Consider the following 16,269-nt stretch of genomic DNA (forward strand, 5'->3'; position numbering starts at 1 on the left):
CCAGGGAGGCATAGCTGAATGAGTCGTTCCCCTCAGTTAGTACCGACGTTACTTGATCGCTTGCTTGATGATGCACCTCATCAGGCAAGCGAGGCGGTCTCCAAACGGCTTTGCTCGCTGGGTGAATACAAGGCCAGCCTGATCAGAGATCTCGAGACACTGGTCAATACACGTCAGTGCCTCGTCGCATCAAGACTTGATGGCTATCCAGAGTTGGCGGGAACAATTCTCGAATACGGCATGCCCGACTTTACCAGCAAGGGCGTGCTCAACCCTGAAGACCGACGCCTTATACAGGCCCAGTTGGAGCGGGCAATCACCGTCGGCGATCCACGTTTTCGAGCGGTTAAAGTACAACTGCTCAATCAGCAGATTGGCCACCGCATGCTTACCTTTCGGGTTGACGCAGTGCTGCATCTTCAAGATGCAACTCGTCAGGTTTCTTTTGACGCGGTGTTGCAAGTCAATACCCAGGAATACAAAGTGCAGAACCTCAATTGATTCTCGACGATCTGCTGCCCTATTACGAAAAGGAACTCTCGCACCTACGCTTTCTCGGGCAGGAGTTCGCGCGTGAGTACCCGAAAATTGCGTCCCGGTTACTCATCGAAGGTGATAACTGCGAGGACCCGCATGCCGAGCGCTTAATTGAGGGCTTCTCATTTCTGGCAGCTCGGATACACAAGAAGCTTGATGACGAGTTTCCCGAGATTGTCGAAGCCTTTCTTGAAGTACTCTATCCGCACTACCTGCGCCCAACGCCTGCATTATCCATCGCGGAATTCAGTAGCGGAACAGCCTCAACGCTGGCCGCTTGCTACACCATCGAGCGGCACACGGAGATAAGTTCCAAGACCATAGAGGGCGTGGCTTGTAAGTTCAGAACCTGCTATCCCGTCGACCTGTGGCCTATCGCGGTGCGCGATGCATCGTTTGTCGAACTGGAGCGCTCTGCTTTCAATGGGCACAGTGCGGATCTGGTGGCCTGCTTGAAAATTGGCCTGACCGCCACCACCCATCTCCACTTCGGCCAACTGGACATCGAGACCCTGCGCTTTTTCCTCGACGGCGAAAGCACGCTGATGCTGCAATTGTACGAGCTGCTATTCAACAATTTGGCTAAGGCCACTGTCAGTTTTACAGAGCAGGGAAAACGTCGGGAAATCGGTCTGCCACAGGGTGCGTTGAAAGCGGTTGGTTTTGAGCGCGATGAAGGTCTGGTGGATTACTCGGAACGCTCGTTCCTCGGGTACAGACTGCTGCACGACTACTTTACGTTTCCGGACAAATTCATGTTCGTCGACATTGGAGGACTCAAGAGAAGCCTGGCTGATCGAGACCTCAAGGATATCGAGATCAACTTCTATTTTGCTCATTACGAAATGGGCGATCGGCTTGCGCGGCTTGCACAAAATCTGGGGCGTAATAATTTCAAACTTGGATGCACTCCAATCATCAACCTGTTCAAACAACAGGCCGAGCCGGTCAAGCTCACTCATACACGGCACGAATACGCCGTTACCCCCGATGTCAGGCTGCAGGGACATGCAGAAGTAGTCTCCATCGACCGCGTACAGCGGGTCAAAAAAATAGCCGGTACTGACACCGTCAGCGAGTGCAACCCGTTTTTCGAGCCTAGAGGTGACCTGGGGCCAGACGCCTGCTATTGGATCGGCCGGCGGCGCCCCTCCAGACACGGCAAGCAGGGCGGCACAGAAATGGTTATACGAGTCGTGGATCGCGAGCTCGACCTCGTCGATGCTGGCAGTGATTCGTTGAGCATATCCCTGACTTGCAGTAACCGGGACTTACCGCAACTGCTCAGTTACGGAGGCAGCCAGAGTGACTTCATATTTGAGAATGATGGGGTGGTCGACGGTATCCGGCTACTGCGCAAACCTACAGTGACAGCACGCGTGCCTCTGGGCGACGGCTTGATCTGGCGCCTTATTTCTCACTTGTCCCTGAATCACATGTCGCTGGTGTCCCAGGGCAAGGAAGTGCTTCAGGAAATGTTGAGCCTCTACAACTATCGACGCGGACTGGCAGTTAGAAAGCAGATCAGCGGAATCCTGTCGATCAAGAGTGAGGCTGTTGTCGTGCGTATCGGCCACCCCCGTCCCAACTTCGTGCGTGGGGTAGGCATCACCCTGGAACTAGACGAAAGCCAATACATCGGCAGCGGCGTATTCCTGTTCGGCAAAGTCCTTGATCACTTTTTCGGACAGTACTGCACCGTCAACAGTTTTACCCAACTTACCCTTCGTACCCGCCAGCGGGAAAAGAGAATTGTGCAATGGCCACCCAGAACGGGCGATCAACCTCTGGTCTGATCGATCAGGCACGCGCAGAGCCTTACCGGTTTGAGTTTTTCCAACTGGTCAGGTTGCTGCGTCTGCATTACAGCAGAGCAGGACGTATTGATCCCGAAGCGCGCCCGCATGAGGACCCGCTGCGTTTTCGTACGCAGCTGTCGCTGAACTTTCCCGTGAGCGAAGTCAGCGATCTCAAATTCGAGCGTTTCGAGGATTCGACTGCTGCTGAGCAGGCATTGACCGAAGTGCAGGTAACGTTCATGGGGTTGATAGGGCCCTCAGGAGTACTGCCCCGTCCTTACACTGAAATGCTCATGAACCGGCATATTCAGCAGAGGGACGATGGTGCCCATGCGTTTCTGGATGTGTTCTCTCATCGCATGATCGCTCTCTTCTATCAGTCATGGCAGAAATACAAGTTTCACATCGAACATGAGCGCAAGGGTTCATCGGATTTCGAGCGCTATATGCTCAATCTGGTGGGTTTCGGCAAGCAAAGTCAGAAGCGAAAATTTGGCGCGAGCGGCTCACCTGTTCGCCAGGAGTTATTCACCTACTTCTCGGGATTGTTCACCCAGCGGCCTCGTAATCCGCACAACCTGGAAGTGATGTTGAGCTTCTACTTCGGACACCCCTTTTCACTGCGCCCCTTTGCCGGACGCTGGTTGAAACTTGAGCCGGAGCAGTGCTCGCAACTGGGACGTGCCAATGCAACTCTCGGTGAAAGCGCGGTGGCTGGCAATCGCGTATGGGACTACCAGTCCTGCGTGCGCATCGACATCGGTCCCTTGGCACTTGCTGACTATCAGCGCTTTCAACCAGGTGCTGACGACTACCGAAAACTGGTTGATGTGGTGCGCTTCTACCTGGGCCCCTCTGTGGACTTTGAACTTGCTCCGCAGCTCATGCCTGAGGCGATCCCTTTGGCGCGTCTGGGTCGTAACACAAACACAGCGCTGGGCTGGCTTGGCTGGCTGAAGCGGCCTGGCGAAAAAGTAAATCCGTCACGTTGCGCTGTTTTCCGTATTCCTTTTGATGGGGTCGCCCTGTGAACCTTAAGTCACTCTTTGCCAAGCTCAATGACACCTGCCGCAACGCGACTGAAAGCGCTGCTGCGTTGTGCCTCGCGGAACGTCACTACGAAGTCGATATCGAGCATGTATTGCTGCAGCTTCTTGAAGGCGACGACAACGACCTGCTACCGATATTACGTCACTACGATGTAGTGATAGAGCGCTTGCAGTCTCAGTTGGCCAGTGCCATGAGTGACTTCAAAACCGGGAATACTCGCACCCCCGCCCTATCCCCGCACATAACCCAACTGATCGAACGAGCTTGGGTATTGGCTTCGATCGAATACGGCCAAAGCCTTATCCGCAGTGGCTTTCTGTTACAGGCTTTGCTCGACGACAAGGAGCTGCGTCGGGTTATAGCGGCTTCAGCGCCCGAATTGGAAAAGATCAATGTTGACGATTTGAAAGCCAATCTCGAGGACTTCATTTCAGCCAGCAGCGAGTCACAGCAAAGCGCGTCTTTGCCAGCCGGAAACGATACTCAACGACCGGCAACCAAGGGCAACGGCAAGACTCCTGCCCTGGATCAATACACCGTGGACCTGACACGCAGCGCGCGGGAAGGACGTATCGATCCGGTACTGGGACGCGAATTCGAAGTGCGCCAGATGGTTGATATCCTCACCCGTCGGAGGCAGAACAATCCGATTCTGACGGGGGAAGCCGGTGTCGGTAAAACCGCGGTAGTTGAGGGCCTGGCATTACGTATTGCTCTGGGCGATGTGCCAACGCCACTCAAGGATGTCGCTATTCATACACTCGATCTGGGCCTGCTACAGGCAGGAGCCGGGATTAAGGGCGAATTCGAGAACCGTCTCAAATCAGTGATTGAAGAAACTAAGCGCAGCGTGCATCCAATCATTCTTTTTATCGATGAAGCCCATACGCTGATTGGCTCAGGTGGCCAGGCAGGACAGAACGATGCGGCCAACCTCCTCAAACCAGCCTTGGCGCGCGGCGAACTGCGGACTATTGCCGCCACTACGTGGGCCGAGTACAAAAAATACTTCGAGAAGGATGCCGCCCTCGCCCGCCGCTTTCAGGTCGTAAAAGTAGAGGAGCCGGAAGAAGATCAGGCAATTTACATGTTGCGTGGCCTCTTGGAAAAAATGCAAGAGCACCATCGAGTAGCGGTCATGGACGAAGCGCTCGTAACGGCCGTCCGCCTGTCCAATCGATACATCACAGGCAGGCAATTGCCGGACAAGGCCGTCAGCGTACTGGATACCGCCTGCGCGCGTGTCGCACTGGGCCAGACATCACAGCCCGGCATGCTCGAAGATTGCCGGCGCATGATTGACAACCTGCGCACTGAAATATCTCTGCTGGAAAAGGAACAGATCAAAGGCAGCGACCATCAGCGCCGACTTGCTCAACTCAGTGCAGAACTGACCGACGCCGAGAAACGCGAACAGGAACTGGTCACACAGTGGCAACGCGAATTGGAACTGGTCAAACAGTTGCACGAACTTAGCGAACAGACCACAGGGCAGGACCACCGAACCGAGCTTGCCGACCTCCGGGCCGAGCTTGCAAAAGTTCAGGGTGAGCAGCCATTGGTGCATGCGCTGGTAGACGGGGCCACCATTGGTGAAGTGATCTCCGGCTGGACAGGTATCCCACTGGGCAAAATGCTGCGCGACGAGATTGATACCGTCCAGCGCTTACCTGCACTGCTGGCCGAGCGCGTTCTTGGTCAGGACCATGCTCTGCATGAAATAGGCAAACGCATCAAGATTTCCCGTGCGCGCATGGAAGACCCCAATAAGCCAATCGGCGTATTTCTATTGCTTGGCCCCAGCGGCGTTGGCAAAACGGAAACCGCGCTGGCATTGGCCGATACGCTGTACGGCGGTGAACGCAATGTCATCACGATCAATATGTCCGAGTATCAGGAAGCCCATACTGTCTCCAGTCTCAAGGGCTCACCGCCAGGCTACGTCGGATACGGCGAAGGCGGCGTACTGACTGAAGCTGTGCGTCGCAAACCCTACAGCGTCGTATTACTGGATGAAGTCGAAAAGGCCCATCCGGACGTGCTCGAACTGTTTTTCCAGGTATTCGACAAAGGCGTATTGGATGACGGCGAAGGACGCGAAATCAACTTCCGCAACACGGTGATTATCCTCACGTCCAATGTCGGCACCGAGCACATCATGCAGACGTGTCTCGGAGTCAGCGAGCTACCCGCCCCCGCCCAGATCGTCGAAGACCTGCGCGACCAGCTCAACAACGTTTTCAAACCTGCATTTCTCGGGCGCTTGAGTATTGTTCCGTATTACCCGGTACAGGACGCCGTGCTCGAGCGCATTGTCGGTCTGAAGCTAGCGCGTATCCGTGAGCGTTTCGAACGAAATCATCAGGCCTCTTTAGAGTTCAGTCCGGAGCTGGTGCCCACGATTGCCGCGCGCTGCACGGAAGTCGACAGCGGAGCCCGGAACATAGACAACATCCTGTCCGGCACATTGATGCCTGAATTGGCAGAGCACGTGTTGGCACGTATGGCAGAAGACAAACCCGTCAATAGCATGAGCATCGGCCTTGATGAGGCCGGAGGCTTTTCGTACACCGTGGCGTAAACGACTACCGGAAGCCGGATGAGATTCAGCGTCGCCCGAATTGCCGGGTGTCGATAGGAAGTGTTTCAGGAGCAGCAGAATGGGCAGGTATTTGGGTGTTTTGATTATGTTGCTAGGGCTGACCGCCTGCGGCATCACTGACCGCGTAGGCAAGCGAGTCGATGACACATGGGCAGGCGACATGCTGTTCAGCAGCGATGAAAAGATCGTTCTGACCGTGGACGGCGGCAACCAGTTGAACCCCAATACCTCCGGCATGCCTTTGTCCGTCGTGACCAGGGTTTATCAGTTGACCTCACTGGACAAGTTCAACAGCGCGGACTCAAACACGCTGCTGGACCACCCCGAACAGGTGCTCGGCAACACCGTGCTCGATACCCGCGAACTCGTGGTTTTACCCGGGATGGGTCAGGTCCAGACCTGGCCACTGGCCAAGGAAGCACGGTACATCGCAGTAGCGGCCTTCTTTCGTGATGACAGCGGCGGCCGCTGGAAAATGGCATTCAATGCCGACGCGTTTCGCAAGGACGGCATTCTGTTTTCATCCGAAGGCGGCCGCGTGCTTCTGGACGTGAACCGCATCAGTGCCGAGCGAGGGCAAGATGTGCTGCAGATGCCCGAAGAACAAATCATCGCGCCATTACAGCCAGCCCAGCCAGAGCATACAGAGCCTGGGCTTATGGAGCGCATGCAGTCAAAGGCCGCCGAATCTGCCGAAGACGCTGCCAACAATTCTATTAAGAAGTCGCTGAGCAATACATTTGATTCAGCTCTGGAAGGTGCTAAATGAGTAAAAAGAGCCGTGTGATGTGGTCAGAGGGCATGTTCCTTCTGCCACAGCACTTCCAGTATCAGGATGAGTTCCACCAGAACCAGCTGGCTCAGGCAACGCTGCGCTCGTCACCATTTCATTGGGGCGTGCAGCTTCTGGAAGTGGATGAGCAAGCCTTGATAAATGGAGTGCTGCAGCTCAAGCGGCTACAGATAGTTTTTCCTGACGGCTCGCTTTTTGACGCACCGCAACACGACCCTCTGCCTGCTGCGCGCGATTTGAAAGATGTGCAGCACGGTTCGGAGCTGAAAGTATATGCGGCGTTGAAATTGGCTGAACCGTACAGCGCCAATTACCTCGACGAAGGTGAAGAGCGCAAAGGCGCGCGTCGGTATCGCAAAGCCTTCGATATGTTGCCTGATATCAATGAGGGCGAGCTGGAAAACGAAATTACCAGTTTGCGTCTGAATGTGGTGCTGCTTATCGATGGTGATTCACTCGATGGCTACAGCTACTGCCCTCTGACCCTGCTACAGCGCAATAACATTAATGGATTTAGCCTGGACAATCAGTTCATTCATCCCGCCCTGCACATAGGGTCGCATGAAACCTTGCTGAAAATTGCCCAGCGCCTGCTCGCGCTTCTGCAGAGCAAGAGCGAAACACTGTCTGGCCGCCGCAGGGAAAGAGCAGATCAGATCGCTGAATTCGGGTCGAGCGATGTCAGCCTGTTCTGGTTGTTATATACCGTCAATCGCGCGTATCCGGGACTTGCTCACCTGCTTCAGCACCCGAGGCTGCATCCAGAACAACTGTATCGTTTTCTGGCTGAGCTGGCGGGCAGCCTGCTGACTTTTTCCCTGAGCGCACAGCTCAATGACATTCCTGCCTATGATCATCATGACCCGGCCACTGCCATGATCAAGCTCGACAGGCTGGTTCGCGAACTGCTCAACAGTGTTGTGCCTAACCAATATATTCCGATCAGCCTGGAACAGACTCGCACGTCCTATTTTGTTGGCCGCCTGAACGATCCACGCTTGAGTGAGGCTGACTTTTACATTGCGGTTCATGCAGACATGCCAGGTGCTCAGGTTCTTGAACTGGTACCACGAGCCTTCAAGGTTGGCTCGCCGGAAGACATTGAAGTAGTGGTCAATACGGCAATGCCGGGGGCGGCACTCAGCCACTGCGTGCGAACACCAAATGCTATTCCCGTACGCCTGGACAACCAATACTTCTCGATCGAACCCCATGGCCGGGTCTACGAACGCATGATGAAAGCTAACGCCATCGCGTTCTATGTACCCAGCGCATTTAAAAATCTCAAGCTTGAACTGATGGCGGTGCTCAAATGAATGATGCCGTGATGCAAGGCGGCGTTAGTGCCCCGGTGCAAACACTGACACTTAAGGATATGGTCAAGGATTTCATGACCATGGCGTTGATGATTCGCCGCGGCAACAAAGTACGTGACGTCAGCCGTCTGCGTGCTAGCGTGGACCAGTTCTTTCCCGCGCTTGAGCGGGATGCGCGTCGCGCCAACTACAGCGTCGAACAAGTCCGGGATGCGCAATACGCTCTGTGCGCGTTTCTGGATGAAAGTGTCCTGAACGCCGGGCAGAGTGAAATCCGCAATCAGATTGAAGTCAATCCGTTGCAATTTCAGTACTTTGGTGTGCACCTGGCTGGCCAGGGTTTCTTCGAGAAACTTGAAGCATTGCGTACCGACGTGAAGCGCAACCTTGATGTACTCGAGGTTTATCACCTGTGCCTGGCATTGGGCTTTGAAGGCAAATACAGCCTTGAGAAAAAAGATCAACTTCGTTACATCGCCAATACCCTTGGCCAGGACATCGCTCGTTATCGAACTCCGCGCAAGGCGCTTTCCCCTGACTGGGCGCTGCCTGATCAAGTGTCTCAGATGTTCCGTTATGAAGTCCCCCTATGGCTTTATCTGGTACTCATTGCACTGATATGCGGTGCCGTTTATCTGACCCTGGACTGGCTTCTGGGCAAAGAGGTAGCAGCACTGGCCGAACAGGTCCGTCAGCTGTTCGGCGTTTAATTCAGTTACGGATCCGGTCAGGAAGACATGAAAGCATTATTGCGTTGTTTGAAAAATTTCTGGTTTGCACTGGCCCTGCTGTGGACCGTCGGTCTGCTGGCCTGCTGGCTGGCACTCCCGCGCTGGAATTTCACGCGGGAGAACATCTATGTGGCAATGGCGCTGATCAGTGCTTTCTGCCTGCTGCTTATTGTCCTGCGTCAGTACCGCAGAATTCGCGCCGAACAAAATATCGAAAGCCTGGTGCAACTGGAGGTAGACCGATCGCTAGGGGCCGAGAGCGAGTTCCGCGACCAACACGTATTGCGCGAGCGCCTCAAGCACGCGATCTCGATGCTGCGCTCCTCTCGCTCAGCAGGCGGGGGTGGCGCGTCTGCGCTTTCTGATCTGCCATGGTATCTGGTCATAGGCATGTCAGCGTCGGGAAAAACCTCACTGCTGACACGTTCAGGCCTGTCAGCGACCATCGCGGGAGCTCAGGCCAGTGGCATGGACAGCGGGACCCAGCACTGCGACTGGTATTTCAGCCCCGATGCAGTATTGATTGATACTGCGGGCCGTTATTTGCGGGATGATCAATCAGCCAGCGAGTTCGCCTCCTTCCTCAAGCTACTGCGCAAGCAACGAGCCAAGCCTGCCGTGAATGGATTGATTCTGGTGGTAAGCCTGCCAGAGATCGTCTCCGCCACACTGGCCGAGCGCGAAGCTCTGGCTGCACGCCTGGTATCTCGGATCGACGAATACAGTGAATGCCTGGGCGTCAACCCTCCTCTTTACCTGATGCTCAGCAAAACCGATCTGTTGCCAGGCTTCAACCAAGCCTTTGAAGGTATGGACACTGCACAACGCCAGCAGCCTCTGGGCATGACGTTTGCCTTGTCGGATGTACGGACTAAAGGCCTGCGCGCCGTTGTGGAAAACAAGTTTGCCCATTTGCTGGAGAGCGTAAGACACCATGTAGACACTCAGCTCATTATCGGGGGCAAAACCGACAGCGCCGAACTGCTGCAATTTCCAAATTACTTTGCCGAGCTGTCGACCGTTATCTCCGATTTTCTGGATCAGTTTGAACGCTCGGCGCAAGGGCATACGCCCCCCATTGTGCGAGGGGTCTACTTCACCAGCGCCCTGCAGACAGATGAGCAGTTGCCACCTGTTTATGAGGACGCTCTTGGGAGCTACTACGCGCTTGAACCTAAAGAGCATCCCGCACAAAGCGCTACAAGCAAAAAGATAGGCGACAAAAGCTATTTCATTACTGAGACATTTCGCCAGGTAGTGTTCCCGGATCGCAACCTGAGCCTTTACTACTCACGCTTGGGTCGCACCCGGTCGTTGACCCCTACGTTGATTGCAGTGGCTGCATTAGCGGGAATATCCCTGATAGCCTGGGAGGCGGTTTCTTATAACAAAAACCGTGAAATGCTTGCGGGCATCGCAAACGAATTAACGCAGCTTGAAACTGCACCCGATCAGGCAGAACGCTTGCGGTCAGGACAGGCGATGGAAACATTGCGTGTTTACCTTACCGAGTTCGAGGGCTACGGCAGCCACGGTGTGCCCTTTGCTTTGGGAGCCGGACTATACAGCGGCGATGACCTACTTATCCCGCTGCGTGAGGCTTACCTGCAGCAGCTACGCACCCAAGCGCTTGAGCCCATTGGCAAGTACTTGCAAGTGCAACTTCGCGAGCTGAACCAGTTTGCTCAGACGGTGGATCGAAGCCCGCTGGCACCGACTGATAAACGTCGCTCGACCAAGTCTCCGGCGAGGACATCTGCAAAAACACAGAACATCGGTGCGCTGAAAGCAACGGTCAGTTTGCCGCGTAATGGTACAGACCTGACCGGCCAGCTACGCTCGGTTGTCAACGAAGCAAGCGAGGCTGGACGCCGCAGAACGCTGGATGCTCTTCGCGATAACGCCAAATCCGAATCAACCACGGATCTAGCCGAAGACACCGCACTGACTGCCGGGTTGTCACTGTCGGAAGACAGTCTCAGCCGGTTGACGGAGCAACAAGTGTCGTCCGTGATCAAGGCTTACAGTGCCCTTAAGCTTTATCTGATTCTGTCGCGTCCGGATGAGCACCGCGATGCCGAATTCGTCGCTGACGAACTTCCTCAAGCCTGGGCACTGGCGGCGCAGGCCGAGGGCCAGGAAATCAGTCCGGCACTGATTGAAGCCAATACCGCGATGTATGTGCGCTACCTGCAACAAGGCACCGCGCCAGCGCTGCGACGCAATGAACAACTGGTCAACGAAACACGGCAAAGTCTGCGCTCCTTCATGATTGCCAGCTCTCTGGTTGATCGTGAGTATCTGCGCCTTCAGCTGGAGTCGAGCCGTCAGTTCCCGTCGCTTACGCTATCGGACATGGTGCCCGCAGCCGGACGTGATCAGTTATTTTCGGCGGAAGCAGTACCTGCCATTTACACCCGACAAGGTTGGGAAGAGTTCCTGCAGCCCGAACTGATCAAGTTGCTGTCAGGCAATCTGCGCAACGACAGTGACTGGGTACTCGATAGCGAAGGCAGCAATGCCATGGTTCAGAAAGCCAACTTCGTGCGTGAGCTGATGGCTCGCTACAAAGCCGACTACGCAGATGCCTGGTTCAGGATGCTCAGAGGCGTAGGTGTACGTCATTTCACCGACATGGCCAATGCTACCGAGCGCCTATCAGTGCTTAGCGACGTGCAGAACTCCCCCGTCAAGAGTCTGTTGCACGCCGTGAACCAGAACACGTCGTGGGACTTGCCCAAAGTCAATTCTGCGGCGTCTCCGAATAAAGCGGACGACGGGTTCTGGAGCGGCATCAAAGGCACTTTCAGTACCCAGAGCGAGCAAGCCGAAAGCCTGGTAGTGACATTGCCACGTGTTGACGATGGGAGTCTGGCAAAACGCTTCGAACCCGTCGCACGCCTGTTCGCCACGCAAAATGCAGAGGGCGCGGACAGCACGGTGATGGATCGATATCTGGCAGCGTTACGCAAGCTCAAAGTGCGTTTGACCAATATTCAGCGATCGCAGGATGTCGGCAAGAACAGCAAGCTGTTGATCAGCGAAACACTGGAAGGACAGCCTTCTGAAGTTACACAGGTACGCAACTACATCGAGACCAGCGTCGATACCAGCGAAGGAGGGCTCTCGAACTCCTTGCAACGCCTGTTCAACTCGCCACTGCAGTATGCCTGGGAAACACTTCGCGACCCGGCTGGCCAACAAATCGCAAAAGCCTGGTCACAGGATGTCGCCAGACCCTGGAAACAGGTCATGGCTTACCGTTATCCCATTGTGGCAGGCAGTGAAAACGAGGCATCGGTCAAGGATTTGCAGCGTTTCGTCGATCCTGAAACAGGTTTGCTGCCCGCGTTCAAACGCAACGAAATCGGCAACCTCGCCGGCGGCGAAGGATTGGGCATGGGTACAGGCGGTAATGCTGCGCCTCTGGTCAATACACGAATGATTGACAGCATCGACAAGGCCAGCTCGGTAGGACAAGTCATCGCCAGTTTGTCGGATCGTGAAAACGGCTTCGAAATCATGTTGGAGCCATCGGCTCGCTACACCGACATCATTTTCACGCTCGATGGACAGGAACAGCATTATCGAAACGGTCGTACCAGTTGGAATCGGTTCTCCTGGCCGGGTACCTCCAACGCACCGGGGGCACGCCTGGACGTAGTGACTCTGGAAGGCCAACGCATCACTGTTTTCGACTACCCAGGCCGTTGGGGCCTGCTGAAGATGAACGACAGTGCTCGCGTCACCGACCTGGACACGGTTCAGCAACGTTTCGCCTGGCAGTCGGCTGCCGGGCCGGTAAGTCTGGTCGTTCGTAACTATGGCGGCGTCAAGATGACAGATCTCGCACAGGTCAAATCATTAAGCGTGCTTAACGACTCCGGGCAGAAAAACTGATTATGGGAAGCCATCACAGAGGGGGCACAGGCTGATGATTGGATGTTTTGGCAAAGTGCCCGCGAGTGCCGACTTCATCAGTTTGAACGGAGCCATGCCGGAGGTATGTGAGTTCGACCTGTGGTTACAAACCAGCCTTGGGCGCATGCAGATGCGTGAAGACTGGCGCGAACTGTTTGATGAGTTGCCCGTGTGTTTTTTCTCGTACCGCAGCCGCAATGGACAATGGCTGCTGGGGGGATTCATAAGCTCGCGGGATGCCAGTGGCAGACGTTATCCATTTATGGTGTTCCAAAGCATAAAAGTGGGTTCCAGCGATCCGTTCATCAATCCGCACACGCTGTGCGAGTTGTTCGCCGGACAAATCAAGCCACTTCTCATGCAAGGCGCACAAGGAGCTGACATAGAGCAGATTTTTGCTCGACTCAGAACCATGCGCCTGTGGACCTCCAAGGATCTGGACCTTTATCGGCGTGTGCATGAAAAGTTTTTGATGGACTTCAACCTGCGCGACGTGTCGCGCCCGTTGCGCCACAGCTACCCGGAGTTCGGCACTCAGTCTGGGCTGGCGAGTCTTTACAAGCTGCGCAAGGCCATGAGCGACAATGAGCCGGCCGCAATAAGCCTTCCTCTGCCGGCAGAGAGCGGCCTGAAACGCCCGATGGCTGATTTGTGGTGCACATTGCTTTCACGTCTTCGCGGCAAAACGGGCATGCCGGATGTCAGCGTGCTGGTAGACAGCTTTATGCGACCGGGACTGCTGTGCTTTCCGTCGCGAGGAAATAGTGAAATGTACCGGATGCTGACAGGTATCGCTGCACCCGAGGACCGCTACAACCTGCTGGATCCGTTATTGGAACCCACGTCTGCCGCCTCGCTCGTGCTGCCTGCCGACCACCTCGCATTGAACGACTTTATTGAGCGTTTTGTAAGCGCTCGGGATGAACAGTAGTGATGAACAGGCTCAAATATTACTTTCTCAAGTACCAGCCATATGTTCTGGGGGTTGCGTTCTTCCTGGCCATTTTTCTGGTCTGGTCGATAGGTGTGGCGATAGGCTTTTCATCCCTTCATAGCCTGCTGATGGGAATAGGGCTTTTCCTCTTGCTGTCGGCTGGCTATGTCCTTTTCATGGGGCGAAGCAATGCTCCGCGCCACGATCTGGAAGCCCTGCTACGTGATGATGCCGATCAGGCGGTGTTGAACTCCAGTCCACAGGACCGTGAGGAAGTCAGCTTGCTACGTGAGCGCTTGCTGCAAAGCATCGAGCGTCTGCAGGGCAATGCAGGGAAAAACGCATCCAATAAAGACGCACTCTATGCCCTCCCCTGGTACTTGGTGATCGGCCAGCCTGCGTCCGGCAAGAGCACCATGCTGTATCAGTCGGGACTGAATTTTCCGTATGCAGAGCGTGAAGGCGCAAGAGTCGCAGGATTGGGCGGTACACGTAACTGTGACTGGTTTTTCAGTTCCGAAGCAGTGTTACTGGACACCGCTGGCCGTTATATGGATAACCAGGAAGAGGCTGGCAAATGGCGTGCGTTTTTAAGTCTGCTTCGACAACACAGGCAGCGGCGCCCGCTTAACGGTCTGATCGTGGCAGTAAGCGTAGAGGACGTTCTGAAGTCAACGCCCGATAGTCTTGAGCGCCTTGCCAAGCGCCTGCGCGAACGCATTCAGGAAGCGCATGATCTGCTTGAGCTACGCCTGCCTATCTATCTGGTGTTCACCAAGTGCGACCTTATACCGGGTTTCACTCACTTCTATCGCCAGCTCGATAACCAGACTCGTGGCGAAGTGATGGGCAAGACGTTTGCGCACGAAGGTTTCAGGCAGTCCGATTGGGGTAAGCGCTTCACTGTAGCGATGGGCGAACTGGTAGACCACTGGCAGCAAATTGCCGATCAGCAATTGGTGCAGCAGGATATCCAGCTAACGAGGCAGGATCCGGCTGTTTATCATTTTCCACTCGAACTGATAGCACTCAAACCATTGCTGGAGAATTTCGTCACCGACTTGCTTCGAGCCAATCCCTACCAGAGCGCAGAATTACTCCGCGGATTCTATTTCACCAGCGCGCTCGACGCTGACAAAGCCACGCAGGGATTGTACGCCCGACATGTCACCGAGCGCTTCGCGCTGGCTGATTCGTCAACCGGGTTGCCAGTTGTAGAGCAGGCTCAGCCGATGTTTATCAACAGCCTGTTCCAGAAAGTCATTATCCCTGACCAACATCTTGTGGCGCTGTATACCAGTAATCGCAGCGAAACCCGACGCAAAGGGATATGGATTGGCGCTGCCGCATTGGCAGGCTTGTTGCTCTGTGTAGGATGGGTAGTTTCCTACGGCAATAACAAGGCAGCTATCCAGGCAATTTCCAGCGGCTTAGCTGCTGCGCAGCAGAAAGACCAACAAACCAGCGGCCAGTACACGCAATGGCAGACTCTGGACCAACTGCGGCAGACTTCAGCAGACCTTTATGCTCGCCACCACGGCGGCGGCGTACCGCTGAGCATGCGTTTGGGTCTGTACAAAGGCTATGACGTGGAGCCCTATGTACGTCAACGTTATTTCACACGCCTTGAAAGCGTAATGCTCAAGCCGACTGCAGATAACCTGACTCGCTCGCTCTACCTGCTGAGCAGCATCAAGATATACCAGCGCAACGCGCCGACACTGACAACCGTCACAGGAATAGATAGCGTAGAACCGCGCGCGTTGCCTGTGGATAACCGCGCCCAGTCAGTTGCGACCTTTGGCAAGACTACCCTGGACACTTACTTGATGCTGTCCAAGGCGCAACGTGAGCAAGCCGACCCTGCGGTGCTCAAGGCACGAATACCAGATTACTGGTATCCAGCGATCTACAAGCAGGTTCCACACGACACAGGCATGTCCGCTCAAGCCGCTGGCGAGGTTGATGACTATCAGTTTGCCGGGCGTCAGATAGCGTTCTACAGCGATCAGATTCGCGAGCTTGACGTACCCCGCATCCTCAACAACGCGTTTCTGATCTCCAGTTCACGCAATTACATAAACAGCCTGCTTTCGCAGTCCCTGCGCGCTATCGAAACCATCACTTTGGAGTCCGACACCTTGTTCGCGTTTGGCCGCGCTGACTTTCAAAGTCTTGAGCTTGCCGGACAACGTCAGTTGAGCGCCATCGCCGGAAAACTGCTGAACACACCAAACGTGGGCAAGATCGTGATCACTGGCCACGCCGACCAGATTGGCGATGCGCAGAGCAACCTGCAGGTTTCCAAACAGCGTGCTCAGACCATCAAAACCTACCTGGTGGGTAAAGGCCTACCAAGCGAATTGGTCGACGCGGTCGGCGAGGGCAGCAATAAGCCACTGGTGCATTGCGACATGCAGATGCCGCGCGCCGAGCTGATTCACTGCCTTGAGCCCAACAGACGAGTGGAAATCGAGGTGCGCGCGCTTAACTGAGTCGCGCCCGAGGTAAAAACGATCGCCATGTGTGGCCTGCTTCGGCATGCATGGCTTTAGAACGGCCCAGCCACTATGTGGCAGGGTCAAA

The 16,269-nt window shown here is 55.1% G+C and carries 10 protein-coding genes; all 10 read left to right on the forward strand.

The annotated features are described in order from the left end of the window. Positions 1–18: 18 nt before the first annotated feature. The 10 genes from tssE (at position 19) to tssM (ending at position 16,178) form a co-directional block, all read left to right on the forward strand. Complete coding sequence (gene tssE / locus RYC18_RS18310) at positions 19–501, forward strand: type VI secretion system baseplate subunit TssE (protein WP_005734095.1); 483 nt, start codon at positions 19–21, stop codon at positions 499–501. Next, positions 501–2,333 carry a type VI secretion system baseplate subunit TssF gene (gene tssF, locus RYC18_RS18315; protein WP_044299854.1) on the forward strand — a complete coding sequence of 611 codons (1,833 nt, stop codon included), beginning with the start codon at positions 501–503 and terminating at the stop codon, positions 2,331–2,333. Before tssE ends, tssF begins: the two co-directional genes overlap by 1 nt. Then, the gene (tssG, locus tag RYC18_RS18320; RefSeq protein WP_005734093.1) at positions 2,297–3,367 is read left to right on the forward strand and encodes a type VI secretion system baseplate subunit TssG; all 1,071 of its coding nucleotides are present in this window, start codon (positions 2,297–2,299) and stop codon (positions 3,365–3,367) included. The genes tssF and tssG overlap by 37 nt, the downstream gene beginning before the upstream one ends. Further along, on the forward strand, positions 3,364–5,967 hold the full coding sequence (gene tssH, locus RYC18_RS18325; protein ID WP_005746635.1) for a type VI secretion system ATPase TssH: 2,604 nt from the start codon (positions 3,364–3,366) through the stop codon (positions 5,965–5,967). Before tssG ends, tssH begins: the two co-directional genes overlap by 4 nt. A 79-nt stretch (positions 5,968–6,046) precedes the next feature. Next, positions 6,047–6,757 carry a type VI secretion system lipoprotein TssJ gene (gene tssJ, locus RYC18_RS18330; RefSeq protein WP_003372332.1) on the forward strand — a complete coding sequence of 237 codons (711 nt, stop codon included), beginning with the start codon at positions 6,047–6,049 and terminating at the stop codon, positions 6,755–6,757. Next, the gene (gene tssK / locus RYC18_RS18335; RefSeq protein WP_005746634.1) at positions 6,754–8,097 is read left to right on the forward strand and encodes a type VI secretion system baseplate subunit TssK; all 1,344 of its coding nucleotides are present in this window, start codon (positions 6,754–6,756) and stop codon (positions 8,095–8,097) included. The genes tssJ and tssK overlap by 4 nt, the downstream gene beginning before the upstream one ends. Then, positions 8,094–8,807 (forward strand): type IVB secretion system protein IcmH/DotU, encoded by a 714-nt coding sequence (gene icmH, locus RYC18_RS18340; RefSeq protein WP_005746633.1) that lies wholly within the window; start codon positions 8,094–8,096, stop codon positions 8,805–8,807. Before tssK ends, icmH begins: the two co-directional genes overlap by 4 nt. Before the next feature lie 27 nt (positions 8,808–8,834). Continuing rightward, positions 8,835–12,728: a type VI secretion protein IcmF/TssM N-terminal domain-containing protein gene (locus RYC18_RS18345; protein WP_316886569.1), complete on the forward strand. Its 3,894-nt coding sequence runs from the start codon at positions 8,835–8,837 to the stop codon at positions 12,726–12,728. Between the two features lie 34 nt (positions 12,729–12,762). Continuing rightward, positions 12,763–13,680 (forward strand): type VI secretion system-associated protein TagF, encoded by a 918-nt coding sequence (gene tagF, locus RYC18_RS18350; protein ID WP_005746631.1) that lies wholly within the window; start codon positions 12,763–12,765, stop codon positions 13,678–13,680. Positions 13,681–13,682: 2 nt separating this feature from the next. Beyond that, entirely contained in the window at positions 13,683–16,178 is a 2,496-nt protein-coding gene (tssM, locus tag RYC18_RS18355; RefSeq protein ID WP_316886570.1) for a type VI secretion system membrane subunit TssM, read from the forward strand. Positions 16,179–16,269 lie beyond the last annotated feature (91 nt).

Origin of the sequence: Pseudomonas syringae group sp. 247E2, from assembly GCF_032587795.1 — a bacterium.
Lineage (GTDB): Bacteria > Pseudomonadota > Gammaproteobacteria > Pseudomonadales > Pseudomonadaceae > Aquipseudomonas > Aquipseudomonas amygdali.

What these genes read in the sequence shown, in the direction of transcription:
- tssE (WP_005734095.1), top strand. Translation starts at nt 19, where the DNA reads ATGAGTCGTTCCCCTCAGTTAGTACCGACGTTACTTGATCGCTTGCTT.
- tssG (WP_005734093.1), top strand. Translation starts at nt 2,297, where the DNA reads ATGGCCACCCAGAACGGGCGATCAACCTCTGGTCTGATCGATCAGGCA.
- tssJ (WP_003372332.1), top strand. Translation starts at nt 6,047, where the DNA reads ATGGGCAGGTATTTGGGTGTTTTGATTATGTTGCTAGGGCTGACCGCC.
- tssK (WP_005746634.1), top strand. Translation starts at nt 6,754, where the DNA reads ATGAGTAAAAAGAGCCGTGTGATGTGGTCAGAGGGCATGTTCCTTCTG.
- icmH (WP_005746633.1), top strand. Translation starts at nt 8,094, where the DNA reads ATGAATGATGCCGTGATGCAAGGCGGCGTTAGTGCCCCGGTGCAAACA.
- RYC18_RS18345 (WP_316886569.1), top strand. Translation starts at nt 8,835, where the DNA reads ATGAAAGCATTATTGCGTTGTTTGAAAAATTTCTGGTTTGCACTGGCC.
- tagF (WP_005746631.1), top strand. Translation starts at nt 12,763, where the DNA reads ATGATTGGATGTTTTGGCAAAGTGCCCGCGAGTGCCGACTTCATCAGT.
- tssM (WP_316886570.1), top strand. Translation starts at nt 13,683, where the DNA reads ATGAACAGGCTCAAATATTACTTTCTCAAGTACCAGCCATATGTTCTG.